This is a genomic window from Lysinibacillus sp. FW301-JW8 (assembly GCF_058788755.1).
The window spans coordinates 1-23845 of sequence record NZ_JBYTBB010000060.1 but is presented as its reverse complement, the minus strand read 5'-3'; the positions used below and the strand labels follow the sequence as shown (position 1 = coordinate 23845).

Sequence of the window (23845 nt, the reverse complement as noted above, 5' to 3'; positions counted from 1 at the left end):
TATTTAGGTTAACTCAATTGCGGTTTTCACAGCTAAAGTTTATAATTTACGGTTATTTATAGACTAACTACTAAAATGTATGATAGAATCGTCATAATTTTAATAGTTTGGATACTAATGGTGTGACATCTTATACAAAGTGTCACTTAAAAGGGAAGTCGGTGAAAGTCCGACGCTGTCCCGCAACTGTAACGAGGAGTTTTATGATGATTTAGCCACTGTTCTAGGATGGGAAGGTAATCGTAAAACGTTGATCCGAAGCCAGGAGACCTGCCATATAGTGATACTTGTAATGCCCACGAGGATGAACGCATTTACGGACAATAGATGGAAATCTTTCTGACTTTGTTGATGATTCTAGGGTATTTCTATGCATACTATGCATGAAATACTCTTTTTTATTGTTTCATATCTATTACGATTGATTAGGAGTATTATACATATGAATAAAAAATTTATACTATTATCTCTGACTCTGCTTCTAGTACTAATCATTTCTATGACTTTGGCTGTTATGGTTGGATCTGTTTCCATCACACCTCTTTATGTGTGGCAGGTTATTCTATCCAAAATTCCAATCGTTCAAAATTTTATAGAGCAGGATTGGAGTCGCTCGCAAGAAATTATCATTTGGCAAATACGGGTGCCACGCGTCTTGCTAGCTGCAATCGTAGGAGCAGGCTTAGCAATCGCTGGAGCAGCTATACAGGCTCTTGTGCGTAATTCTATAGCTGAACCATACATATTGGGAATATCTTCAGGAGCAACAGTCGGTGCTACAGCAGTTATTATTTTAGGTGCTTTTTCATTTCTAGGTATTTTCGCTCTTTCTGCATCTGCATTTTTAGGCTCACTTCTTGCCATATTGTTAGTGTTTTTCCTTGCACGTGTCGGAGGAAGAATCTCTGTTTTTAGACTTTTACTTGCGGGAATGGCAGTGTCGTTTATTTTATCTGCTGTATCGAATTTTATTTTAATGATGGCAAAGCAAGAGAATGGAATTAAGGCAGTTATGTATTGGATGCTTGGTAGTCTAGCAGGTGCTAAATGGAGTAATATAATCATTCCTACAGCTATATTTATCGTCGTGTTTGCCTTACTGTGGCTCCATTATCGGAACTTAAATTTATTATTGCTTGGAGAAGAGGCTGCGGTTACATTAGGTGTCAATATCCAACAATTTCGTTTGCAGCTTATCCTGCTAGTATCTTTATTAACGGGCGTACTTGTTGCAGTAAGTGGCTCAATTGGATTTGTCGGTTTAATTATTCCGCATATTGTCCGCATAATAGTAGGTTCCAACTATAAATATGTAATACCAATTAGTGCTCTATTAGGAGGGATTTTTTTAGTTTGGGCAGATGCAATTGCACGAATTTTAATAGCCCCTGAAGAAATGCCGATTGGAATAATTACTGCTTTTTGTGGAGGACCATTTTTCATCTGGCTACTACGCCGTAATAATTATTCTTTCGGTGAAGGAGATTAAACCTATGACATTAGAAGCGAAGCAGGTATCCTATTCCATTCATGATCAACGTATACTACATGAAGTTAGTATTCAAATAAGGGAAAAGCAATTTGTTGGGCTAATTGGTCCTAACGGTAGCGGGAAGTCAACCTTATTAAAGAATATGTATCGTCTATTAAAACCCGAAAATGGTACAGTCTTGTTAAATGAGCAGGATATTTTTAAGCAATCAAGTAAAACCATTGCTAGAAATTTGGCGGTAGTAAGTCAAGAAACACCGGTTTTATTTGACTTTACGGTACATGATTTAGTAAGTATGGGAAGAACACCTCATAAAAAACTATTGGAGCTCGATCAAGAACGGGATTTTCAAATTGTGAAGGATGCATTAAATCAAACAGGTATCGCGCACTTAGAAAAACGTAGCTTCAGCTCTCTGTCAGGTGGAGAAAAAAAACGAGTGATGGTTGCACGTGCTCTTGCTCAGCAAGCACAAATTCTAATTTTAGATGAACCAACAAATCATTTAGATATACAGCATCAATTACAGTTAATGGATTTAATTCAAACCCTACATTTAACAGTAGTTGCTGCTTTGCATGACTTAAATATTGCAGCTATGTATTGCGATCAAATTTATGTTTTACAAAAAGGTCAGATTGTTTGCTCTGGTACACCTGAAGAAGTACTTACACCGACGCTATTACAAGATGTATTTGGTGTTTATGCTGATATACAAACTCATCCTCTTACAGGTAAGCCTTATTTAACGTATGTATCTGAGCAATATACAAAGAAAATATTAAAATATTGATAGTTTGAAAAAGGCGTATCTCCTATTGCGGATACGCCATGTTGTTTATCGAAGGATAGGCCCATTGTTAATGGATGACAATGCTTCATTTACTGCAAAAATTTTACCGCGAATATTTGTTATTCCAAAGCTTGTTAGGCGGGCAGAGTGCATGGCTAAATATTTTTCAGCACTTTCTTTCGTTTCAAATAAATACACCCCGCCAGCTTCTTTAGCTAACGCGTTCTCAGTCCAAATTTTCCATATAACGCCTTCTTCATCATTAATACTATGTGCTAAATCTTTGAAGCCTTCAGACATCTCCGTACCAAAAGGGCCTTCCATAGTAAAGTCAACCTGTAATAAATACACCATTCTTAAAACCTCCTTTTCACTAGATTATATTTATATTTATCTTCATTCAGCAGATGTTTTTTGTATCAAAAGCAAAGCGGCAGCTACAATTACGCCAAGGCGAAATTGATTTTAATTCATTATAAATAAATTCTACCACAGAAGTACAGGAGCAAAGCAAATTAAGATACAGCTTTTAAGCCTGCCACGCCAATGATAATGGCAACGATACTAATCAGACGAGTAAGGTTTTTAGATTCACCGAAAAATATAATATTTACAAGGACAGCACCAACAGTGCCAATACCAATCCATACAACATAGGCGATGCTTAACTGTAAATAGTTGAAGGAGGAATATAATAACGCAAAGGACAATCCAAAACCACCTACATATATGAATAAATTACGTAGCGATTTTTTCTGACTGTAGAAACGTAAACCTACCACCCCGATAATTTCTGATATTGCAGCTAATAAAACAAGTAACCAGCCCATTAGGCATTCGCTCCTTTCTTGTTATCACTATCTCCAGCGGGGTTATCAGCTAATTTAAGCCCAATGACCCCTAATACTAAAATAAATATAAAAATCGCTTTAATAGTGTTAAACTCTCCTTCAAAAATGAAAATGTCCATTAATGTGGTACCAATTGTTCCTGCCCCGGCAAAAATCGCATAAACTGTGCCAGTAGGCAGGTTTTCACATGCTTTCGATAAGAAATGGAAGTCCATAGCGATTAAAGCTACGATAATAATCCAATGCCACCATGAATGTGCAACATTAAAGCCAAAAATCCAAAATAATTCAAATAAACTTGTTAGTCCAACATACAGCCAATCTTTTTTCATAGTTACGTTTCCTTTCGTTTAATAATATTTATGACTGACATTCAGTCATTTTTAGTGTGAAAAAGAACGCCACTTATGTGTGACGTAAGCCAAGTGCATGATGTAAAAAGTCAAGGAGTTCAAGCTTTTGCAGTCTGATAGATTCTTCTTCACTATCATCATATAAGTAAATTTGCTCAGCTGCAGATTCTACTAACCCAATAATAAGCTTAGAAGATTGTGTAGTATTTAATGAAGGGCGAATTATTCCTTGCTGTTGAGCCTCATATAAGAAATTATTCATCCATTCGTAATAGGGCGCATAAATATTTTCCCATTCTTTCATATGTTCAGTTTGAGTAATACCAGCGTAGATAAGAGCAAATACATCCCGATAGTCTTCGGTTAGTGAAAAAACAATATCGACTACTTTTTCAAGCTGGATTGCAAAAGGTTCCTGTATGGATATACCTTCTTTAATAGCAGCAATTATTTTCTCAACCATAACTTTCGCAATAGCCGGCATGACTGAAAGCCGTGACGGGAAATAAAGATAAAATGTTCCTTGAGCGATACCTGCAGCTTTAACGATATCGGAAACTTTAGTTTTTTCAATTCCTTTTTCACGAAAAACTTCAATAGCAGCTTGAATAATTTTCTCTTCCTTTGACATGTAATCCCTCGCTTTTGACCTGCTTAATAAATATGTTACAAAATAGCTGGAGTAAAGTCAAAGAAAATGACTGATAATCAGTCATTTTCATCTTGAGCCAGCAAATCTTTACTGTGCGAAAGCGAAGCGACAGCAACAAATGTTTACTGTGCGAAAGTGCACCGTCAAGTACAGAATACTTTCGGACGCAATTACATTTCGACGAAATTGATATGCATAAATATCACTTTCTCAGGGAACTTTATGAATGAAAGGATTTGATGATAATGGAAGAGATTAAGTTTGCACAATTAAATCAACAGCAGCTTGAAAAAATTAATGAACTGGAAAAGAAAATTGACGTGACATTAGTGGCATATGATTCATCTTCAATCCCGTCGCAGGGCTCAGGTGCCTTTGAATCAAATAATAGCACACATAATAATCATCCATCATAATGAACAAAGAGATGCCTTGCAGCAATGTGAGGTTTTTCTGTGTTATAAAAATAACAGGAGTGAAATTTAATTATGAAAGAATTCTATGCTGATTTACATATTCATATTGGACGTACTTTTAATGGACGTGCTGTCAAAATTACAGGCAGTAGAACGTTAACATTAGCAAATATTTTAGAGACTGCTAGTGCAAGAAAGGGGCTAGATATTATTGGAATTATCGATTGTCATTCTCCAGAAGTAATAGAAGAGATGGCATTGATGATAGAACAAGGCTTAATTAAGGAATTAGAGAAAGGGGGACTACGTTATCAGAAAACGACTCTGATTCCAGGCAGTGAAATAGAGATTTATGATGAGAATTGCTTAGGACCAATCCATGTGCTTGCCTATTTTCCGACGCTTAGCCTGATGAGAGAGTTTTCAACTTGGATGTCAAATCATATGAAAAATATCCACTTAAGCTCTCAGAGGATATATTGCGATGCACGAACGCTACAACAAAAAGTTTGTGAATTAAAGGGACTTTTTATTCCTGCACATGTATTTACACCATTTAAAAGTCTATTTGGTAAAGGTGTACAACGAAGTTTAACAGAAGTTTTCGATCCACAGCTAATCGATGCCATTGAGCTGGGATTAAGTTCTGATACCTACATGGTAAGTAATATTAAAGAGCTTCAAGCCTATCCATTTGTCAGTAATTCTGATGCTCACTCTCTTGGGAAAATCGCTAGGGAATATCAAAAATTACGCTTATCTGATGCCAATTTTTCTGAATTGAAATTGGCACTTCAAGAGCAGCAAGGGCGAGCAATAACAGCTAATTATGGTCTAAATCCTTTGCTTGGTAAATACCATCAAACCGTTTGTGCAAAGTGTGGGGAACAGTTAAGTAATGTGGCAACTGTCTGCCCTAAATGTAACAGTATTCAAATTATAAAAGGAGTTGCTTTACGTATTCAGGAGTTATCAGAACAACTTGTCAATAAACGTGATCGACCACCCTATATTCATCAAGTTCCAATGGATTTTATTCCAGGATTAGGGCCAAAAATGATGGACCGATTAGTACATGCTTTTGGTACTGAGATGAATATATTACATCACGTCTCACTAGAACAGCTTGAACAAATCGTACCACATAAAATTGCGAAGATGATTGATTTAGCAAGAACAGGTCAACTAGTAATTGAAGTTGGTGGTGGGGGAATTTACGGAAAGATTCAATCTGATTAACAAGAAAAAAATGCATGCTCTTATTTAACCCATTTTTAACCTTCATCTATTAAAATAGTAATCAGTAGATGTTGAAGGAGTGAGAGTATGAAATTTTCAAAGAAATTTCGATTTTTAGCTAGTAGTGTACTAGCATTACAGTTAGTGGTGCCAATAGGTGCAAATGCTGAAGAGCAGAGAGATCTTATAGCACCAAGCTGGGTGACACAGGCAGATTATGTAGCATTAGGGGATTCACTTGCTCATGGCATGAATGAAGTGGGAATTATCGGATTAGGGTATGCCGATTTTGTTGCACAGGCTTTACAGAAAGATGGCCTTATTACTTCATATAATAAGGGCTTTGCTTATACAGGCTATACTACTAAAAATGTATTAGAAGATTTACAAAAAGATGTCGAGAAGCCGGTGGTTGGTTTTGGCTATCCAAACGAACAGGTAAAGCTTCGTACATCTATTAAAGAGGCGGAGATCGTTACTTTAACAGCAGGCGCTAATGATTTAATACCAATTTTAAAGGAATCTCAAGCTACAGGTATTAATGCAACGGCAATTCTAAAAGCTTCACAAGATGCAGTCACAAATTTAACAGCTATTTTAGCAGAAATTAAAAAGTTAAATCCGAACGCACAGGTTTATGTGATGGGCTATTATAATTCCTTTCCATACTATAGTGAGGATTTACAAAAACAATTTAAACTATTATTAGCTGCGGTAAATTCCACAATAAAAGCAAATGTTGAAAAGGCAGGAGGCATATTTGTCCCAACTTACGACATTGTGGCAAAGGATGTGCCAAGCTATTTACCAAATCCAGAAAATATACATTTAAGTGAAGCTGGCTATATGGCAGTCGCAAATGAGGCATTTTTACCAGCCATTAAAGCAAGCTCATTATGGGATGTATCAAAAGTGATCAGTACAACTATTCAAAATAGTACAACCGTGCAGGTAAATTGGCAGAAGGCTATAGACAATGTTGGCGTTCAAAGCTACAAAGTTTATGTAAATGGTGAGTTAACAGCTACGCAAAATGCTGAAACGACAACAATTACGTTGGAACATTTAACGGATCATGCAACATATACTGTCGCTGTAAAAGCAGTAGATGCTGCAGGCAATGAAAGCGTACAAAGTCCAACTATAACTTTTTCGTTGGGAGGTACTTCAAGCTTTACTGATATAGAGAATCACTGGGCAAAGGAGTTTATTCAGAAAACAGCTGAAGTAGGGATTATGAAAGGCTATGCAGATGGAACGTTTAGACCTGAACAGAATGTGACTCGTGCACAGGCTGCTGCTATGCTTGTCAGAAGCTTAGGCTTAACGACGCAGAAACAGGCACCATTTACGGATATTTCAAGCTACGATGCAAAAACACAGTCTGAAATTGCAGCTGCCTATGCAAATGGACTTATAAAGGGAACGGATGGTAAATTTAACCCTGGCCAGCCAATTACTCGCGCTCAGCTAGCATTAATGATTAATCGTGCCTATGAACTTCAACAAAAGAAGCCTTATGTAGTGAAAGGAAATGCGCCATTTACTGATATTGCTGTTTACAATGAAGAAACAAAGCGTGCGATTACTATGCTATATGAGCTTGGCATAGTTACAGGCAGTGAAGGCAAGTTTTTACCGGAAGCCTCAACAAAGCGAAGCCATGCAGCAAAAATATTTGTTAATTTTAGTGATTTATTTTGATTCAGTAGATTAAATCCATCTCTATAGGTGGTGAATTAATAACTGGTACTGGGGTTATGTTCATCATGCTATTAATGGTTGGACGATCAGTAGTCGATTTTACAATTGATGAAGACAAAAAGAAACAGATAAAAAATCATTTTTAAAATGAACAAAGCAGTACAATAAAAAATTTATTGTACTGCTTAACTTTTAGTTATTTACGATAATCTTGCAATAATGCCTTCTTCATCATCTAATACAAGCTCGATACCAGTTGAAAATGGATCACCATGCAGGACATCTTTAATCCATACACGTAATGCACCAATCATTGCTGCTGTATTGAATAACTCTATCTGTCCATTCACTTCGACTTCAGCACCAAAGCCAGCATCATCATCGTAGGTTAGCTCTACAAGCACTTCTTCTGGGCGAATATTTTTATAATATGCCTGTGATAAGCAAATGGCATTAATAATATCTTGTTCATTAATTATTTGTGCCATTGTGCTTCCTCTTTACGCTTCTTATCTTTAAAAATATTCATAATTTTTACGACAAGCATAATGATGACAGCAATTGCTGCTACATTAATTAATAAACCTAAAATATTACCTAACAGACCCATACCGCTAAAGAGACTACCAAATAATAAACCTGCTAAACCACCTAGCATTAGACCTTTCATAAGGCCACCAGAGAAGAAGCCACCTTTTTTTGCAGTTGTATCTGTTTTGTTTGTAGATGTTGTATTGTTTTTATTTGTTGTTGCATTATTTTGATCTTTAGATTTGTCCTGAGACTTTTGGATATTTGAGCTATTATTATTGTTTGTGAAGCCTTTTTTCCCTGATTTGTAGGATTTAGCTTCAGCAGTTGGTGTATCAGATATAAACAATGTTGCCCCAACCGTTGCAAACATCAGTGTCGCTACAAAAATAGCGGCAAGAATTTTTTTCATTTCTTACATTCCTCCAATATAATTTTTCATTTTGTCATAAACTAGTTCTTACTAGTAATTTTACATGAACGTTCTCAAAAAATAAAATAATCACTGTCATTAATTTAGAAATAACGACAAATTTGAACAAGTAGTGTCAGAAGAAAGGGTATAAAGACTATAGAAAGGAGTGGGACGATGATACAAACATTGGTGCTATTAACGGCAATTTTCCTACTATTATATACGACGGAAAAAAGACGCTTTTTCAATGCAGTAGTACTGGGGCTATTAGGTTTACATATTTTGAGAGTAATCATTATTCAATATCCTCTATTGCTGCCAGACGATCAGGGAATTGTCTCGGAGATGGGAATTATCATTATACTCGGTAGTTTTCCAAGCATTATGTTTATTTTATCGATTGCGATGTTTTTTAATAGCAAGGTTTTGCTTGAAAAGGAAGGTCGTAAAGTACGTAATTTATTGGTAGCAGTTTTTGGATTGAGTTTTTTTATCATGATGATATGGTATGTTTTCGTGATATTTATGAATACTGAAAATGAAATTTGGCATATACTTTTTTTCTATGCGTTTTTGATTTTTGGTTATACAATGTTTTTATACACAAGTGTAATGGCATATGCAACTATTTATCATTTTACAGCTATTCGCTATGAGCCAAACTTTATTATTGCACTAGGATCAGGACTAATCGGTGATAAAGTACCACCGCTTTTAGCTAGTCGTTTAGACGAGGCAGTACGGCAATATAAAAAATATGGTGAGCGACCTTACATTATCGTCTCAGGTGGTCAGGGAACAGATGAAAAAGTATCAGAAGCTTATGCCATGAAAAACTATATTATTGAAGTACATCAAATACCCACCCAAAAGATAATAATGGAAGATCAATCTATAAATACCGAACAAAATATGGCATTTTCAAAGGCAATTATGGATAGACATGCGCAAGGTGAAAATTACCGATCTTTATTTGTAACGAATAATTTTCATGTATTCCGTGCCAGTATATATGCCCGAAAGTCAAAACTTGATGCTCAAGGAGTTGGTTCAAAGACTGCCTTTTACTATGTTCCAAATGCTTTTACTAGGGAATTTATCGGTTTATTAGAAATGTATAAATGGGGTCATATATCTGTTTTTTTATTTATCACATTACTCGTAGGATTAATACTAAGAGCGTATGTGTAATCAATTTTAAACTGTCTTCCATATAATATTGGCAAGGCGGTTTTTTATAGTGCAAGGGGGGAAACGAATGTATGGACAATTATTAGCTGAACGAAATAAAGAGCGAATTGAATCCTTACTAAAGCTCACGCAAACTCAAGGTACATGGTTTGCACAAAACATCAAATTGCTAACATTTGAAGAAGTGCCATTAACAGCATTGCATAAAATGGTGTATCAAGTTGTGCACGGACTTCTAAAAAAAAATCAACAACGCCATTTACAAATTGTTCATCCAGAGCAGACGCAATCAATACAGGAAAATGTCTTAACGCTTTTAGCTGAGTATGATGATTTACTACGTGAAGCGATTCCACTCCCTATATATATTTTAATTTGGCAAATTTCTTCACTTGAGAAGTTAACCAATTGTATTGAGGTTGTTGACGATGTAATCGATGTATTGGAATGGTATTTTATCAATCAAGATGAGCAGCTTGAAGCATTTGATGAAGAAGATTTAGATCATGAGGTCATTATTGATTTATATAAAGAGGCAATCGAAGAACAAGATGCAGAAGCACAGTTTCAGCTCGGAGAATACTATAGTGCCAGCGATAGCTCCTGTTTTAAGCCTGAAAAATCTTTAAAGTGGTTAGAATTAGCCGCATCGCAGGATCATGCTGATGCTCAATATGCACTTGGTAATTTTTATTTTGAAGGTATAGGTGTACAGGAAAATTATTGCAGAGCTTTTTCATTGTATGAGGCAGCGGCAAACCAAGGGCATCCTGATGCTGCGAATAACTTGGCAGATATGTATTTTAACGGTGAAGGTGTATCAGAAAATTTGATACTTTCAAAGAAATGGTTTGACTTCGCTGCCAAGCAAGGTGTTGCTGAAGCTATGTTTACTCTTGGAATTATTTACGAGCAAGGTTTAGGTGTCGACATTGATGAGGAGCACGCATACTTCTATTATAAAAAATCTGCCGAAGCAGGCTATGTAGAAGCTCAATATAGGCTTGGAGGAATCTGTTTTGAAGGGCGATTAGGTCAACTGCGAGATGTAAATCGTGGATTATATTGGTATGAAAGAGCTGCAGAGCAATATCATGTTGATGCATTTTATGATTTAGGATTTATTTGGAGTCAAGGTTTAACCGGTATACGTAATATCGAGAAAGGAATTCATTGGTTTAAACAAGCTGCTCTTCAAGGAGATTCAGAGGCAAAATTACAGCTTGGGCATCTTTATAATAATGGAGAGGGTATACCTAGAAATGTGAAAGAAGCAATTAAATGGTACGGGCTGGCTGCAGAGGCAGGAATAGAAGAGGCGGCTGTTTTGCTGAATGAATTAAAAGGAATGTAAATTTTTCGTAAAAATTTTATAGTCATTTAGTTTCGATTATAGCTTCCGTTTTTATGAGTATAAAGAATGGTGTCAGTTGTTTTATTTAGGTATATAATAATACATGAAACTAACGGTAAAAATATTAATATAGTGAAGGGATAATAAAGACAAAGGGAAAATAAACAAAAAATAAGCAAAAGAAACATTAGTTGATGCAATTTAGCTGCCAAAAGATATTGTGGTAGCTTTTTTACTGCATTAAGTCAATAGTTTGGCTATAGGGACTTTTTATACAATTAATGGTAAAAAATGTATATCAGAAAATTGACAGCTATTTTAAAAATGTATAAGGTATATGAGTGATTTTGAAAAGAGCAGTTGATGCTATGGCTAAATGCTTTTTAGCAACTAAACAGTAATTAATCTAAGGTACTTATAAACCTATTCTCTTACATTTTGTAATATATATTTTTGTAAACAGAATTGGATTTTCTCAGCTTTGCAAAAGTACACGTGAAAGAGGGAAAATGTGTGATTTTTCAAAAAAAGAGAAAGACAGCAATGATAGACCTTCAGCAATATGTTGTAAAAATGGATGTTTCTAATTGCAAGTCAATGGTCAAGCAAATAGAAATGCTAAATTTAACAAAGCAGGACTTACAATATTTAAAAGCCTTTCAGCCATTTGTTGTAGACAATATTAATGACATAGTAGATAGATTTTATAGAATGATAGGGACTGAGCATGATTTAGTAAGTATTATTAATAATCACAGTTCTGTAGAAAAATTAAAAGTCACGCTAGGTCGCCATATTATTGAAATGTTTAATGGCACAATTGATGATGAATTTTATCAGAGACGTACTAATATTGCCAAAGTACATGTTCATATTGGTTTAAGAACGCAATGGTATATTTGTGCTTTCCAAGATTTATCATTATCATTCATTGACTTAGTGGAAGAATACATTCATCATCCCAAAGATCAGTTTAATACAATACGGTCCATTTCTAAAATTTCAAACTTCGAGCAGCAATTAGTATTAGAAGCCTTTGAAAATACTGTTGAGCGGCACAAAGAGAATATGGAACGACAAAAGGAAGCAGTAGAGAAGGAAATCATAGCGTCTACAGAAAGCCTTGCTTCAATATCTAATGAAACAAATAACTCATTTCATCGAATAAGCAAGCAATCCGATGAAATTAAACAGTTTGCAAAAAACTCACTTTTAGTGTCGGCGATGGCTGAGAAGCAGGCATTAGAGGGACGAGAACGAATAAAGAGTCAATCACAAAATATGTGTAATATTATTGATTTGCTGAAGGATATAACAGAGAATATAGAACAGTTGACTGGTATGTCAAAAGAAATGGAATCAATTATGAGTGTGGTTACGACTATTGCCAACCAGACCAACTTGTTAGCTTTAAACGCAGCTATAGAAGCAGCCCGTGCTGGAGAAGCGGGTAAAGGCTTTAATATAGTTGCAGATGAGGTTCGAAAACTATCGATTCAAACAAAAGATTCTGTGACTTCAGTAGCCATGTTGTTACAAAAAACAAATGAACGGACAGATAAGTTAACACACTCTCTTAATAATATTCAAGAAGAGGTCATATCTGGTAAGGAAAATATGGTTCAAACAGAAGGGCAATTCACGAAAATATTAGAATCGATGACAGAAGCAAAAGAGCAGAATGATAGTATGGAAAAAGAAGTTTTAACAATAGCGGAGATTCTTAATGAGTTGGGAGTTGCCTTTGAAGAAGTAACAAATTCAGCTGAGAAATTAGCAAATGTTGCCCAACACTTAAATTAATTCATAGCAAGTATAGTATTTATTGTGGCAACTGAAGATCTACAGCCTGTAAACACTATAAAAACCATTAATATGTGTAAATTAATGGTTCTGAAGGCGATATATAGGTTATGCAATTTTGCAAGCTGATGACCGAGATTTAAGGTTAAAAGTATTTTTTGTATTATTATGGAAAAATACATACTTTAGTCATAGAAATGGAGCTATCCTAACCACTGGATAGCTCCATTTTTGCTAAATTTGTAAAGGATTTAGCGTAATTTTCAATAAAAAGAGTTTATACTAAAGGAAGACAACAAAAATTAGGGGCGGTTAATATGGAAACAGTGGTTGTATTAGGCGGCGGAATTACGGGTTTATGTACGATGCATTATTTGCAGCGTCAAGTGAAGGAGAAAAATTTAGATGTAAAGCTTGTGCTTGTTGAAAAAAATACATATCTAGGTGGTAAGCTGCACTCTGCTCACGAACATGGATTCATTATGGAAACAGGGGCAGATTCAATTGTAGCTCGTCATAAAGGTGTTATGGAACTGATTGAAGAGCTTAATTTTGAGCAAGATTTGGTATACAACGAAACTGGGATTTCCTATATATACACAAATAATGAGCTCCATGCCATTCCGGCAGATTCGACGTTCGGCATTCCAATGAGCCTACACTCTCTGGAGGAAAGCACACTTGTATCCGAAGAAGGTAAAAAAGAAGCATTAAAGGATTTGACAATGCCGAATGCGGGCTTTACAAAGGATAGCTCTATCGGAGAATTTTTAACGTATTATTTAGGCGAGGAGCTTGTACAAAACCAAATAGCGCCAGTACTTGCAGGAGTGTATTCAGGAGATTTACATCAATTATCGATAGCCTCCACTTTACCTTATTTAATTGATTATAAAAATGAGTACGGTAGTATCATTAAAGGTTTTGATGCAAATCGAGAACAATTTGTAAAAGCCGCTAATAAAAAGTTTATTTCGTTTAAAAATGGTTTATCGTCTTTAATTGATCGTCTTGAAGAAACGTTAACTGATGTAGAAATTATTAAGGGAATTACCATTACAAGTGTCAACAAGCAGGAAGATCACTACACTGTTACTTTGGCAGATGATACGGTTATTAAAGCAGATCATGTTGTTTTAGCATTACCTAATGAAGCTGTACAGAGCTTATTAAAGGATGATACATTGAACCGTTATTTTGAACAGTTCAATACTGCCTCAGCCATTACGATTTATTTAGGATTTGATGTACCCGATAATAGATTACCAGCTGATGGAACAGGCTTTATTGTGTCACATAATTCGGATGTAATCTGTAATGCAGCGACATGGACAAGCCGCAAGTGGAAGCATACTTCAGCAAATGAGCAATTACTTGTTCGACTCTTCTATAAAAGTATTAACCCTGCGTATGAGAAGTTACGTAGGATGACAGATGAAGAATTAGCGGTTGTTGCCTTAGAGGATGTAAGAAAAAGCTTGGGAATTGAAGAAAAGCCAAATGTCGTGAATGTGAGTAGATGGATTGATCAAATGCCGAAATATGATTTAGCTCATCGTGAGGCATTACAGGGTTTATTACAAGAGCTCGAAACAAACTATCCGAATTTATCCATTGCTGGCTGCTCTTATTTTGGTGTAGGTATAGGTGCTTGTATTCAAAACGGTAAAAAAATAGGGGAGGATATTGCTGAAAAACTCTCTTAATTGCAGAATATAAGACAAAAAATTATATTTTTCGTTTGAAATATCCTTTGTTACGTGAAATAGTCTTGACTCAAACGTTTGTTAACGATATGATTCTTTTAATTATTTAAAAAATTCATACTAAATTCTTATCAAGAGAAGCTGAGGGACTGGCCCTATGATGCTTCAGCAACCAACTTTTTGTCAGGTGCTAAATCCAGAAGACCCTATGGTCGAAGATGAGAAGGAACAAAATTACGAAACGTAAAAGCCTTCTTTGTGTTAAAGAAGGCTTTTTTATTATAGAAAAATAGGAAGAGGGGCTAGTTTTATGGGATTGCTTGAAAAGTTAAAAACGCATGTTCTGACAGCAGATGGTGCAATTGGTACGGTATTATACGGCTATGGCTTGGAGTACTGTCATGAGGAAATGAATGTTCAAAGACCAGAATTAATTGAAAAGATTCATAGAGAGTATATCGTAGCTGGAGCCGACATTATTCAAACAAATACTTATGGAGCGAATGCCATAAAATTAGCACGCTATGGATTAGAATCGCGTGTTCAGCAGTTTAATGAAGCTGCTATTACAATTGCAAAGCGAGCCGCTGCAGATGGCGGTCAATTTGTTTTAGGAACTATCGGAGGAATTCGAGGCATCCGAAAAAGCGATGCAACGTTAGAAGAAATTTTAGCGACTGTGGAAGAGCAAGCAACTGTATTACTTGCAGGGAATCCAGACGGCCTTTTACTTGAAACCTATTATGATTTTGAAGAATTAACAGCGACATTAAAAATGCTTCGAGTAAAAACCAAGTTGCCAATCATTGCGCAAGTTTCAATGCATGAACCGGGAGTATTGCAAAATGGTAAGAGTTTAAATAACGCTCTACATGAGCTTGAAGCGCTTGGAGCTGATATTGTAGGTGTTAACTGTCGTTTAGGTCCATTCCATACGATTCAAGCATTTGAAGGTGTAGAGCTTCCTGAGAAGGCATTTATGTCAGCATATCCAAATGCATCTCTTCTAGACTTAGAAGACGGCCGAGTGGTTTATGAGTCTGAGACAGACTATTTTGGTCGAGCAGCTGTAGCACTTCGAGATCAAGGTGTACGTTTAATAGGCGGTTGCTGTGGTACGACGCCAAAGCATATTGCTGCAGCAAAAAAATACTTAGAGGAGCTGTCTCCGGTAGAAGAAAAATTAGCGAAGCCAGAAAAAGTAGAGATTGTACGTGAGGCAGAACCATCAAGATTTGAGCCTCTGCATATAAAAGTAAAACGTCAACGCTCGGTTATTGTAGAGTTGGATACACCAAGACATTTAGAAATCGATGGCTTTATTAAAGGTGCTAAAAAATTATATGAGGCAGGCGCAGATGTGGTTATGATGGCGGATAATTCACTTGCATCTCCAAGAATAAGCAATGTGGCAATGGGCGCATTACTGAAAGAAACACATGGGGTACGCCCGCTAACACATATTACATGTCGAGATCGTAATTTAATTGGTCTGCAATCCCATTTAATGGGCTTAAATGCACTAGGAATTCATGATATATTAGCGGTGACTGGAGATCCAACAAAGGTTGGCGATTTCCCAGGAGCAACAAGTGTTTATGACGTATCATCAATGGAGCTAATACAATTAATCAAACAGTTAAATGAGGGTGTATCATTTTCAGGGAAGCCGCTACGTCAAAAGGCAAATTTCTCTGTAGCCGCTGCGTTTAATCCAAATGTACGTGTATTAGACCGAGCTGTATCTCGATTAGAAAAGAAAATTGAGCATGGGGCAGATTATTTTATTTCACAGCCAGTCTATACAAAGGAAAAAATTGTAGAAATTTATGAGGCAACAAAGCATTTAGAAGTACCAATCTATATAGGAATTATGCCAGTAACGAGCTATAAAAGTGCGGAGTTCTTACATCATGAAGTACCAGGCATTAAATTATCTGAAGAAGCATTAGCACGTATGAAGGCTTGTGGTGAGGATAAGGAACGCGCAACGCTTGAAGGAATTGCAATTGCTAAGGAATTAGTGGAGGTAGCTGCACAATACTTCAATGGTATTTATCTTATTACACCGTTCCTACGCTATGATATGACGCTAGAACTAATGAAATTTATTGAGCAATTGGATGAACAAAAAAGAGGGGTAAGTATAAATGGCTAAGCATTTGATTGAAGAGCAACTAGAGAAACGAATTTTAATTCTTGATGGCGCAATGGGGACAATGCTACAAAATGAAAACTTATCAGCTGAGGATTTCGGTGGCGAGGAATATGATGGCTGTAATGAGAATCTTGTACTAACTAGACCTGATGTGCTTGAAAAGGTTCATAGAAAATATCTGGAGGCAGGAGCAGATATTATTTGCACGAATACATTTGGAGGTACTCCTCTTGTATTAAATGAATATGATCTGGGAGCAAAGGCAGAGGAAATCAATAAACGTGCTGTGGATATAGCACGTAAGGCAGTGGATGATTTTTCTACCTCTGATTGGCCACGTTTTGTAGCAGGAGCGATGGGACCTACTACAAAAACCCTATCAGTTACAGGTGGAATTACCTTTGATGAGCTAGAGGAAAATTTTTATGTACAGGCAATGGCGTTAATTGAAGCTGGTGCAGATGTATTGTTGCTAGAAACCAGCCAGGATATGCTCAATGTTAAGGCGGGTACTTTAGGAGTATCTCGCGCATTTGAAGCGACTGGCAAAGAGCTTCCTGTGATGATATCAGGAACAATTGAACCGATGGGAACGACACTTGCAGGGCAATCCATAGATGCATTCTACATTTCTATCGAGCATATTAAACCATTATCCGTAGGTTTGAACTGTGCGACAGGTCCAGAGTTTATGACGGACCATATTCGTTCATTAGCAGAGCTTTCAACGGGTTATATAAGCTGCTACCCGAATGCAGGCTTACCTGACGAGGAAGGCTGCTACCATGAATCACCAGAGTCGCTGTCACAAAAGCTAAAAGGCTTTGCTGAAAAGGGCTGGTTGAACATTGTAGGAGGCTGCTGTGGAACAACACCTGCACATATTGCTGCTATTCGTGAGGTACTAAAAGAGGAAAAGCCGCGCCAATTACCAGAGGCAACGCATGGCCATGTAGTATCAGGTATCGAGCCATTAGTGTATGACGATTCTATGCGTCCATTATTTATTGGCGAACGTACAAATGTAATTGGTTCTCGAAAGTTTAAAAACCTAATTATTGATGGGAAATTTGAGGAAGCCGCAGAAATTGCTCGTGCACAAGTGAAGAATGGTGCCCATGTTATTGATATATGTTTAGCAAATCCTGATCGCGATGAACTAGCCGATATTCGTGGTTTTATGCAGGAGGTTGTGAAAAAAGTTAAGGTACCTCTCGTGATTGACTCAACTGATGAAAAGGTTATCGAAGAAGCACTTAAATTTTCGCAAGGGAAAGCTATTATCAACTCCATCAATTTAGAGGATGGAGAAGAGCGCTTTGATGCAGTGTTACCGCTTGTAAAAAAATATGGTGCCTCCTTGGTTGTCGGAACGATAGATGAGCAAGGCATGGCGGTTGATCGACATCGTAAGCTAGAAATTGCTGAACGTTCCTATAACTTGTTAACAGAAAAATGGGGACTTGCACCAGAAGATATTATCTTTGACCCATTAATGTTCCCAGTAGGTACAGGAGATGAGCAATATATTGGTTCTGCTCTAGAAACAATTGAAGGAATTCGACTCATCAAAGAAAAAATGCCACGTACATTAACAGTACTTGGTGTCAGTAATATCTCGTTTGGATTACCGCCTGTTGGTCGTGAGGTATTAAATGCAGTTTATCTCTATCATTGTACACAGGCAGGCTTAGACTATGCCATTGTGAATACTGAGAAGCTGGAGCGCTATGCTTCCATTCCAGAAGAGGAAATTAAGCTTGCAAATGATTTATTATTCAATACGAATGATGAAACACTAGCCGTATTCACAGATTTTTATCGTGATAAAAAGAAGGAAAAAACAGAGGCTGACATCCCTAAAACAGTGGAAGGTCGTTTAGCTTACTATATTTTAGAGGGAACAAAAGAGGGGCTGATAGAGGATCTGGAAGCTGCTCGTGATATATTTGAAGCACCTCTTGATATTATTAATGGACCATTAATGAGTGGGATGGCTGAGGTTGGTCGATTATTTAATAATAATCAGCTTATCGTTGCGGAAGTATTACAATCTGCTGGTGTTATGAAGGCTGCTGTTGCTCACTTGGAGCAATTTATGGAGAAAAATGAAGAGAGTGCTGGCAAAGGGAAGATGGTGCTCGCAACAGTCAAAGGCGATGTGCATGATATTGGGAAAAACCTAGTTGATATTATTTTAAGCAATAACGGCTATAAGGTGGTTGACCTTGGCATCAAAGTAACTCCTGCTCAATTAATTGAAGCAGTTCGAAAAGAGAAACCGGACTTTATCGGGCTTTCAGGTTTACTTGTAAAATCAGCACAGCAAATGGTAATTACGGCTCAGGATTTCAAAGAAGCGGGGATTGACGTACCGATATTAGTAGGCGGAGCAGCATTATCTCGACGTTTTACAGAAACTAAGATTGCAGATGAATATGATGGACCTGTCATCTATTCAAAGGATGCGATGCAAGGATTAGAGCAGGCAAATCTTTTAATGGGTTCAGAAACACGTGCAGATTTCTTAGCTGAAATTGAGGAGTCACGTAAAAAACGTATAGAAGCAGATGAGAAACGAGCGGCTCGCCCTGCAAAAGAAATAGCTATAAAGCCTGCTCGTACAGTAAAAGAAGCACCTGTATTTTTACCAGCTGATTTAAGACGACATGTGAAGAAGGAATATGCTGTATCGCATTTATACCCTTATGTAAATATGCGCACTTTACTTGGTCACCACTTGGGTTTAAAGGGGCAAGTGCAGCAATTACTTGAGACGGGAGATGCAAGAGCAACAGAATTAAAGGATTTAGTGGACGATTATTTAAAAAGTGACTTGTTGAAACCGTCTGGCATGTATCAATTTTTCCCTGCACAAGCAGATGGAGATGATGTAATTGTCTATGATCCAGCAGACAATAAAACAGAAATTGAGCGTTTTACCTTCCCACGTCAGCAAGTGGAACCATTTTTATGCCTTGCAGATTTCCTAAAAACGGTTGAGAGTGGAGAAATGGACTATATTGCCCTAATGGTTGTTACAGCAGGACAGGGGGTAATGGCAAAGGCGCGTGAGTTAAAGGATGATGGGAAATTCCTTGAAAGCCATGCATTACAATCTACAGCACTTGAATTAGCAGAGGGCTTTGCAGAAAGAATGCATCAGGAAATTCGTGACCAATGGGGCTTCTCGGATGCCACAGACTTTACAATGCGTGATCGTTTTGCTGCCAAATATCAAGGGCAACGCTTCTCATTCGGCTATCCTGCATGTCCAAATTTAGAGGATCAAGAGAAGTTGTTTGGCCTATTAAAACCGGAAGATATTGGTGTTCATTTAACTGAAGGCTTTATGATGGAACCAGAGGCTTCTGTTTCTGCGATTGTCTTTGCACATCCTGATGCTCGCTATTTTAATGTGTAATGTTAAATAAGAAATTTATGAAATATAGAAGTAAAGATTACAAACTATCATAATTGATTGAGGGATGTGAACATGATGATACGCTTCATGGAGGACAAAGATATACCTGAGGTTTTAGACATCTACAACGATATTATTTTAACGAGTAAGGCTGTTTATCGTTACGAAACGCAATCGTTAGAGGAGAAAATGCAATGGTTTAAGGACCAACAGGCTTCTGATAATCCTCTACTTGTCTTTGACGAGAATGGTGTAGTAGCAGGCTTTGCTACTTATAGTCAGTTCCGTCCTTATCCTGGATATAAGCATACGATGGAGCACTCTGTGTATGTGCATAAGGATCATTATCAAAAGGGAATTGCTACTAAGCTAATGCATGAGCTTATTCGAATTGCAGGGGAGCAGGGTGTGAAAACACTTGTAGCAGGCATTGATGGTGATAATATTGGCAGTATTAAAGCACATGAAAAATTAGGCTTTGAATATGCAGGCACAATAAAGAATGCAGGCTATAAATTTGAACAATGGCTGGATCTGGTGTTTTATCAGCTTCATTTATCTGGACCTAAATAAAAGGATATGACAAATGTCATATCCTTTTTATGATGTTTGCGTCTGTTGCTAGATTATGCTCATGTTTTATGATGAGGTCATAAGGAAAAAAGAAAAGAGGGAGTAAACAATGGCAACAGATAAAGAAAAAACAAAAAAACTGCGCCAAGATGTAGCGCCATTTGCGAAATCAGATTCAGCAAAAAGTATTTTTCAAATGATCAATACGATTGTACCGTTAATCGCACTATGGATTGCTGGATATATGTTAGTAGATGTTTCACCATGGTTAACAGCGGGATTAAGTGTTATCTCAGCAGGGTTTGTCGTAAGGGCATTTATAATTTTCCACGACTGTACACACGGTTCATTTTTCAAAAGTAAAAAGGCAAACGACGGGGTTGGTTTTTTAACTGGAGTGTTAACATCATTCCCATATGAAAAATGGAAGCGTGAGCATACAATTCACCATGCAACAAGCTCGAACTTAGACAAGCGTGGTATTGGTGATATTGATATGATGACAGTAGAGGAATATTTACAGGCTTCTAAAGGTCAACGTTTATGGTACCGTTTTTATCGTAATCCATTTGTTATGTTTGGGTTAGGTCCATTATATATGGTATTAGTATTAAACCGTTTTAATCGTAAGGATGCAAAACAGAAGGAACGTCTTAATACTCATGTAACAAATGTTGTAATTGCAGGACTTTGTGCAACATTAATTTATACGATGGGTTGGCAGGCATTTTTACTGGTACAGGGTGTAACATTATTCATTGCTGGAGCTCTAGGAATTTGGTTATTCTATATTCAACATACGTATGAAGATTCTTATTTTGAACATGATTCGGAATGGGATTACGTAAAGGCTGCTGTTGAAGGAAGCTCGTATTATAAATTGCCAAAGCTATTACAATGGGTTACAGGGAATATTGGTTTCCACCATGTCCACCATTTAGCTCCGCGTGTACCGAACTATAATCTTGAAAAAGCGCATAATGAAACACCACCACTGCATACTGCAACAACGATTACATTGCGTACAAGCTTAGAATCATTGCGCTACAAATTATATGATGAAGATCAAGGGAAGTTTATATCGTTTAAAGACGTTAATGAAATCATTAAGCGAAAAGCAAAAGGCAGTATCGCCGCTTAGTAGAAATTTTAGCCATCTCTTCTAAAGGGATGGCTGTTTTACTTAAATAGTGCTACCCATATCATGATAGGCATAGGAAAGCCATGCACAGGCATAAAATTAATTTTCTTGTTATAATAAGGGAAAAGTAGGAAAGAGCGTGAGATTATGTTGAGGAAATGGCACAGTATTATTCCGAATAGTCCGATGCTCAGTATATATTTATGGATTATTTTCTGTTTCCTACCGTTTTTCTTTATTTTTAGAAAATCCTCCTATTTAGAAATATCGATAGGAATTACATTTTTAATGCTATATTTTATTTTTTATCGGTTTTCTATGAATTCGAAAAACGGCCTTGTTTATATGTGGATTAGCTTTGAAATGGTCATTAATATCGTGATGACAATATTGTATGGCTATGTGTATCTATCAATTTTCACAGCGTTCTTCATTGGTAATATTCGTAGACCGGTTGGCTTTTATATTATGTATGGGTTACATATTGGCTTTACGGTTATTTCGACAGGTGCTGGTTTCTTTGTGGAGCTGCACTTATTTTTATCACAACTACCGTTTGTTGTGCTAACGATTTTAGCAGTCGTACTTCTTCCGCTAACGATCTATTCAAAAAACAAACGTGAAAATTTAGAGGGCCAGCTAGAAACGGCTAATGAGCGAATTGCTGAGTTAATTGTTTTTGAGGAACGACAACGTATTGCCCGAGATTTACATGATACACTAGGTCAAAAATTATCCATGATTGGCTTAAAAAGTGACCTAGCTTCAAGACTAATTGACCGAGATCCGCAACAGGCTTTAATAGAGATTAAAGACATTCGTCAAACAGCAAGTATTGCATTGAAAGAGGTTCGTGAATTAGTTTCTGATATGAGAACAACAAAATTTGAGGATGAGCTGATGCGCATTTCTCAAATATTGCGGGCAGCAGAAATGGAATTTATTTTTGATGGGGATAAAGAGACATTACAAGTGCCGCCACTTGTAGAAAACGTTTTATCTATGTGTTTAAAAGAGGCAGTAAATAATGTCATCAAACACAGCGGTGCTACTAAATGTGAAATTGCTTTTCATCAAAACTTTAAAGAGGTGTACTTGGTAGTTCGTGATAATGGACAAGGAATTACGAAAAAGCAAGCATGGAAGACAGGAAATGGATTAAACGGAATGCGTGAACGTTTAGAGTTTATAAACGGCTCCTTTAAAATTGAAAGCGAGAAGGGCACCACACTAACGGTGTCGATTCCAGTGGCAATTACGCATCAGAAGGTCAAGGAAAACCTGAAGAACATATAGAAAAGAGGCTTGTGACATGATCCGAATTGTAATTGCTGAAGATCAGGGTATGCTATTAGGCGCACTTCGCTCTTTACTTAGTATGGAAGATGATATGGAAGTCGTCGGCTTAGCCAAAAATGGGGAGGAAGCATTGACACTTGTAGCTGAACATCAGCCTGATATTTGTATTATGGATATTGAGATGCCGGTGAAAACTGGACTTGACGCTGCAGAGGAAATGCATAGCTCTGGATTTGATTGTAAAGTAATTATATTAACAACATTTGCAAGACCAGGTTATTTTGAGCGTGCTAGAAAGGCTAGTGTCCGAGGGTATCTGCTAAAGGATAGCCCTATAGAGGAATTGGTCAATGCTATCCGTATTATTATGGACGGTAAAAGAATTTATGCACCTGAACTAGTCGATTTTGTTTATGAGGATGATAGTGAAAATCCTTTAACTGAGCGTGAAAGTCAGGTATTGACACTAGTTGCAGAGGGCAAGACTACAAAAGAGATTGCTGCTGAATTATTTTTATCAGCAGGAACTGTTCGCAATTATATATCAACTATTTTAGAAAAATTAAATGTTGGTAATCGAATTGAAGCTATCGCGCGTTTTAAGGAAAAAGGGTGGAATAAATAACACTATGGAAAAACTAAATGGTCAAAGGACTCTTTGTGAATACTACTAAGTCAAAATGAAGGTGATTTCCGTTCCAGGCTACTCGCTTTGCCGCTGACGCTTCGCTTTCGCGCAGAGCAAGGCTT

General features: G+C 36.9%; 20 protein-coding genes, 2 pseudogenes and 2 riboswitches. Of the genes and pseudogenes, 16 read left to right on the top strand and 6 right to left on the bottom strand.

The genetic code is table 11. From position 1 onward, the window contains the following. The first annotated feature begins 101 nt into the window (after positions 1-101). A riboswitch (cobalamin riboswitch) is annotated at positions 102-292 on the top strand. Between the two features lie 150 nt (positions 293-442). Further along, positions 443-1489 carry a FecCD family ABC transporter permease gene (locus AC3WOM_RS20510; RefSeq protein ID WP_427547069.1) on the top strand — a complete coding sequence of 349 codons (1047 nt, stop codon included), beginning with the start codon at positions 443-445 and terminating at the stop codon, positions 1487-1489. A 4-nt stretch (positions 1490-1493) separates the two neighbouring features. Then, positions 1494-2285, top strand: coding sequence for a heme ABC transporter ATP-binding protein (locus tag AC3WOM_RS20505; protein ID WP_427547066.1), 792 nt, complete (start codon positions 1494-1496; stop codon positions 2283-2285). Between the two features lie 45 nt (positions 2286-2330). Here AC3WOM_RS20505 and AC3WOM_RS20500 read toward each other — a convergent pair whose 3' ends face one another. The 4 genes from AC3WOM_RS20500 to AC3WOM_RS20485 form a co-directional block, all read right to left on the bottom strand. Further along, on the bottom strand, positions 2331-2639 hold the full coding sequence (locus tag AC3WOM_RS20500; protein WP_427547063.1) for a monooxygenase: 309 nt from the start codon (positions 2637-2639) through the stop codon (positions 2331-2333). 161 nt (positions 2640-2800) lie between these two features. After that, positions 2801-3115: a DMT family transporter gene (locus AC3WOM_RS20495; protein WP_427547060.1), complete on the bottom strand. Its 315-nt coding sequence runs from the start codon at positions 3113-3115 to the stop codon at positions 2801-2803. Next, a complete protein-coding gene (locus AC3WOM_RS20490) occupies positions 3115-3468 on the bottom strand; it encodes a DMT family transporter (protein ID WP_427547057.1) in 354 nt (117 codons plus the stop codon). The genes AC3WOM_RS20495 and AC3WOM_RS20490 overlap by 1 nt, the downstream gene beginning before the upstream one ends. 73 nt (positions 3469-3541) lie before the next feature. Then, entirely contained in the window at positions 3542-4120 is a 579-nt protein-coding gene (locus tag AC3WOM_RS20485) for a TetR/AcrR family transcriptional regulator (protein WP_427547054.1), read from the bottom strand. 266 nt (positions 4121-4386) lie between these two features. Between AC3WOM_RS20485 and AC3WOM_RS20480 the strand changes: the two genes are divergently transcribed. The 3 genes from AC3WOM_RS20480 to AC3WOM_RS20470 all read left to right on the top strand — a co-directional run bounded on the left by AC3WOM_RS20480 (position 4387) and on the right by AC3WOM_RS20470 (position 7500). After that, entirely contained in the window at positions 4387-4557 is a 171-nt protein-coding gene (locus AC3WOM_RS20480) for a hypothetical protein (protein ID WP_427547051.1), read from the top strand. A gap of 72 nt (positions 4558-4629) precedes the next feature. Next, positions 4630-5796, top strand: coding sequence for an endonuclease Q family protein (locus AC3WOM_RS20475; RefSeq protein ID WP_492448135.1), 1167 nt, complete (start codon positions 4630-4632; stop codon positions 5794-5796). A gap of 87 nt (positions 5797-5883) precedes the next feature. Next, positions 5884-7500 carry an S-layer homology domain-containing protein gene (locus tag AC3WOM_RS20470; RefSeq protein ID WP_492448134.1) on the top strand — a complete coding sequence of 539 codons (1617 nt, stop codon included), beginning with the start codon at positions 5884-5886 and terminating at the stop codon, positions 7498-7500. 200 nt (positions 7501-7700) lie between these two features. On the opposite strand, the gene AC3WOM_RS20465 is transcribed toward AC3WOM_RS20470, so the two are convergent. Together AC3WOM_RS20465 and AC3WOM_RS20460 are read right to left on the bottom strand one after the other, a co-directional pair. Continuing rightward, complete coding sequence (locus AC3WOM_RS20465; protein ID WP_492448133.1) at positions 7701-7988, bottom strand: DUF2653 family protein; 288 nt, start codon at positions 7986-7988, stop codon at positions 7701-7703. Continuing rightward, a complete protein-coding gene (locus AC3WOM_RS20460) occupies positions 7976-8443 on the bottom strand; it encodes a hypothetical protein (RefSeq protein ID WP_427547039.1) in 468 nt (155 codons plus the stop codon). Before AC3WOM_RS20460 ends, AC3WOM_RS20465 begins: the two co-directional genes overlap by 13 nt. Before the next feature lie 177 nt (positions 8444-8620). Here AC3WOM_RS20460 and AC3WOM_RS20455 point away from each other — a divergent pair, with 177 nt between their 5' ends. The 11 genes and pseudogenes from AC3WOM_RS20455 to AC3WOM_RS20405 all read left to right on the top strand — a co-directional run bounded on the left by AC3WOM_RS20455 (position 8621) and on the right by AC3WOM_RS20405 (position 23720). Beyond that, on the top strand, positions 8621-9637 hold the full coding sequence (locus AC3WOM_RS20455) for a YdcF family protein (protein WP_492448132.1): 1017 nt from the start codon (positions 8621-8623) through the stop codon (positions 9635-9637). 67 nt (positions 9638-9704) lie between these two features. Then, a complete protein-coding gene (locus tag AC3WOM_RS20450) occupies positions 9705-10991 on the top strand; it encodes an SEL1-like repeat protein (protein WP_492448131.1) in 1287 nt (428 codons plus the stop codon). A gap of 543 nt (positions 10992-11534) precedes the next feature. Then, positions 11535-12026, top strand: a pseudogene (locus tag AC3WOM_RS20445) (protoglobin domain-containing protein); the annotation flags it as partial. A gap of 282 nt (positions 12027-12308) precedes the next feature. Further along, positions 12309-12794 (top strand): annotated as a pseudogene (locus tag AC3WOM_RS20440) (methyl-accepting chemotaxis protein); the annotation flags it as partial. A 317-nt stretch (positions 12795-13111) separates the two neighbouring features. Beyond that, entirely contained in the window at positions 13112-14500 is a 1389-nt protein-coding gene (locus tag AC3WOM_RS20435; RefSeq protein WP_492448130.1) for a protoporphyrinogen oxidase, read from the top strand. A 125-nt stretch (positions 14501-14625) separates the two neighbouring features. Continuing rightward, a riboswitch (SAM riboswitch) is annotated at positions 14626-14725 on the top strand. 85 nt (positions 14726-14810) lie between these two features. Beyond that, a complete protein-coding gene (locus AC3WOM_RS20430) occupies positions 14811-16658 on the top strand; it encodes a bifunctional homocysteine S-methyltransferase/methylenetetrahydrofolate reductase (RefSeq protein WP_492448129.1) in 1848 nt (615 codons plus the stop codon). Next, a complete protein-coding gene (gene metH / locus AC3WOM_RS20425) occupies positions 16651-20082 on the top strand; it encodes a methionine synthase (protein WP_492448128.1) in 3432 nt (1143 codons plus the stop codon). Before AC3WOM_RS20430 ends, metH begins: the two co-directional genes overlap by 8 nt. 75 nt (positions 20083-20157) lie before the next feature. Continuing rightward, the gene (locus tag AC3WOM_RS20420; RefSeq protein ID WP_427547024.1) at positions 20158-20655 is read left to right on the top strand and encodes a GNAT family N-acetyltransferase; all 498 of its coding nucleotides are present in this window, start codon (positions 20158-20160) and stop codon (positions 20653-20655) included. Between the two features lie 109 nt (positions 20656-20764). Beyond that, entirely contained in the window at positions 20765-21796 is a 1032-nt protein-coding gene (gene desA / locus AC3WOM_RS20415; protein WP_427547022.1) for a Delta(5) desaturase DesA, read from the top strand. 147 nt (positions 21797-21943) lie between these two features. Next, positions 21944-23092 carry a sensor histidine kinase gene (locus AC3WOM_RS20410; protein WP_427547019.1) on the top strand — a complete coding sequence of 383 codons (1149 nt, stop codon included), beginning with the start codon at positions 21944-21946 and terminating at the stop codon, positions 23090-23092. A gap of 16 nt (positions 23093-23108) precedes the next feature. Next, a complete protein-coding gene (locus tag AC3WOM_RS20405; RefSeq protein ID WP_427547016.1) occupies positions 23109-23720 on the top strand; it encodes a response regulator in 612 nt (203 codons plus the stop codon). The last annotated feature ends 125 nt before the right edge of the window (positions 23721-23845 follow it).

Coding starts and splice junctions, on each gene's coding strand:
- AC3WOM_RS20450 (WP_492448131.1), top strand. CDS start 9,705: ATGTATGGACAATTATTAGCTGAACGAAATAAAGAGCGAATTGAATCC.
- AC3WOM_RS20485 (WP_427547054.1), bottom strand. CDS start 4,120: ATGTCAAAGGAAGAGAAAATTATTCAAGCTGCTATTGAAGTTTTTCGT.
- AC3WOM_RS20405 (WP_427547016.1), top strand. CDS start 23,109: ATGATCCGAATTGTAATTGCTGAAGATCAGGGTATGCTATTAGGCGCA.
- AC3WOM_RS20435 (WP_492448130.1), top strand. CDS start 13,112: ATGGAAACAGTGGTTGTATTAGGCGGCGGAATTACGGGTTTATGTACG.
- desA (WP_427547022.1), top strand. CDS start 20,765: ATGGCAACAGATAAAGAAAAAACAAAAAAACTGCGCCAAGATGTAGCG.
- AC3WOM_RS20495 (WP_427547060.1), bottom strand. CDS start 3,115: ATGGGCTGGTTACTTGTTTTATTAGCTGCAATATCAGAAATTATCGGG.
- AC3WOM_RS20460 (WP_427547039.1), bottom strand. CDS start 8,443: ATGAAAAAAATTCTTGCCGCTATTTTTGTAGCGACACTGATGTTTGCA.
- AC3WOM_RS20465 (WP_492448133.1), bottom strand. CDS start 7,988: ATGGCACAAATAATTAATGAACAAGATATTATTAATGCCATTTGCTTA.
- AC3WOM_RS20490 (WP_427547057.1), bottom strand. CDS start 3,468: ATGAAAAAAGATTGGCTGTATGTTGGACTAACAAGTTTATTTGAATTA.
- AC3WOM_RS20500 (WP_427547063.1), bottom strand. CDS start 2,639: ATGGTGTATTTATTACAGGTTGACTTTACTATGGAAGGCCCTTTTGGT.
- AC3WOM_RS20470 (WP_492448134.1), top strand. CDS start 5,884: ATGAAATTTTCAAAGAAATTTCGATTTTTAGCTAGTAGTGTACTAGCA.
- metH (WP_492448128.1), top strand. CDS start 16,651: ATGGCTAAGCATTTGATTGAAGAGCAACTAGAGAAACGAATTTTAATT.
- AC3WOM_RS20455 (WP_492448132.1), top strand. CDS start 8,621: ATGATACAAACATTGGTGCTATTAACGGCAATTTTCCTACTATTATAT.
- AC3WOM_RS20505 (WP_427547066.1), top strand. CDS start 1,494: ATGACATTAGAAGCGAAGCAGGTATCCTATTCCATTCATGATCAACGT.
- AC3WOM_RS20510 (WP_427547069.1), top strand. CDS start 443: ATGAATAAAAAATTTATACTATTATCTCTGACTCTGCTTCTAGTACTA.
- AC3WOM_RS20410 (WP_427547019.1), top strand. CDS start 21,944: ATGTTGAGGAAATGGCACAGTATTATTCCGAATAGTCCGATGCTCAGT.
- AC3WOM_RS20480 (WP_427547051.1), top strand. CDS start 4,387: ATGGAAGAGATTAAGTTTGCACAATTAAATCAACAGCAGCTTGAAAAA.
- AC3WOM_RS20475 (WP_492448135.1), top strand. CDS start 4,630: ATGAAAGAATTCTATGCTGATTTACATATTCATATTGGACGTACTTTT.
- AC3WOM_RS20420 (WP_427547024.1), top strand. CDS start 20,158: ATGATACGCTTCATGGAGGACAAAGATATACCTGAGGTTTTAGACATC.
- AC3WOM_RS20430 (WP_492448129.1), top strand. CDS start 14,811: ATGGGATTGCTTGAAAAGTTAAAAACGCATGTTCTGACAGCAGATGGT.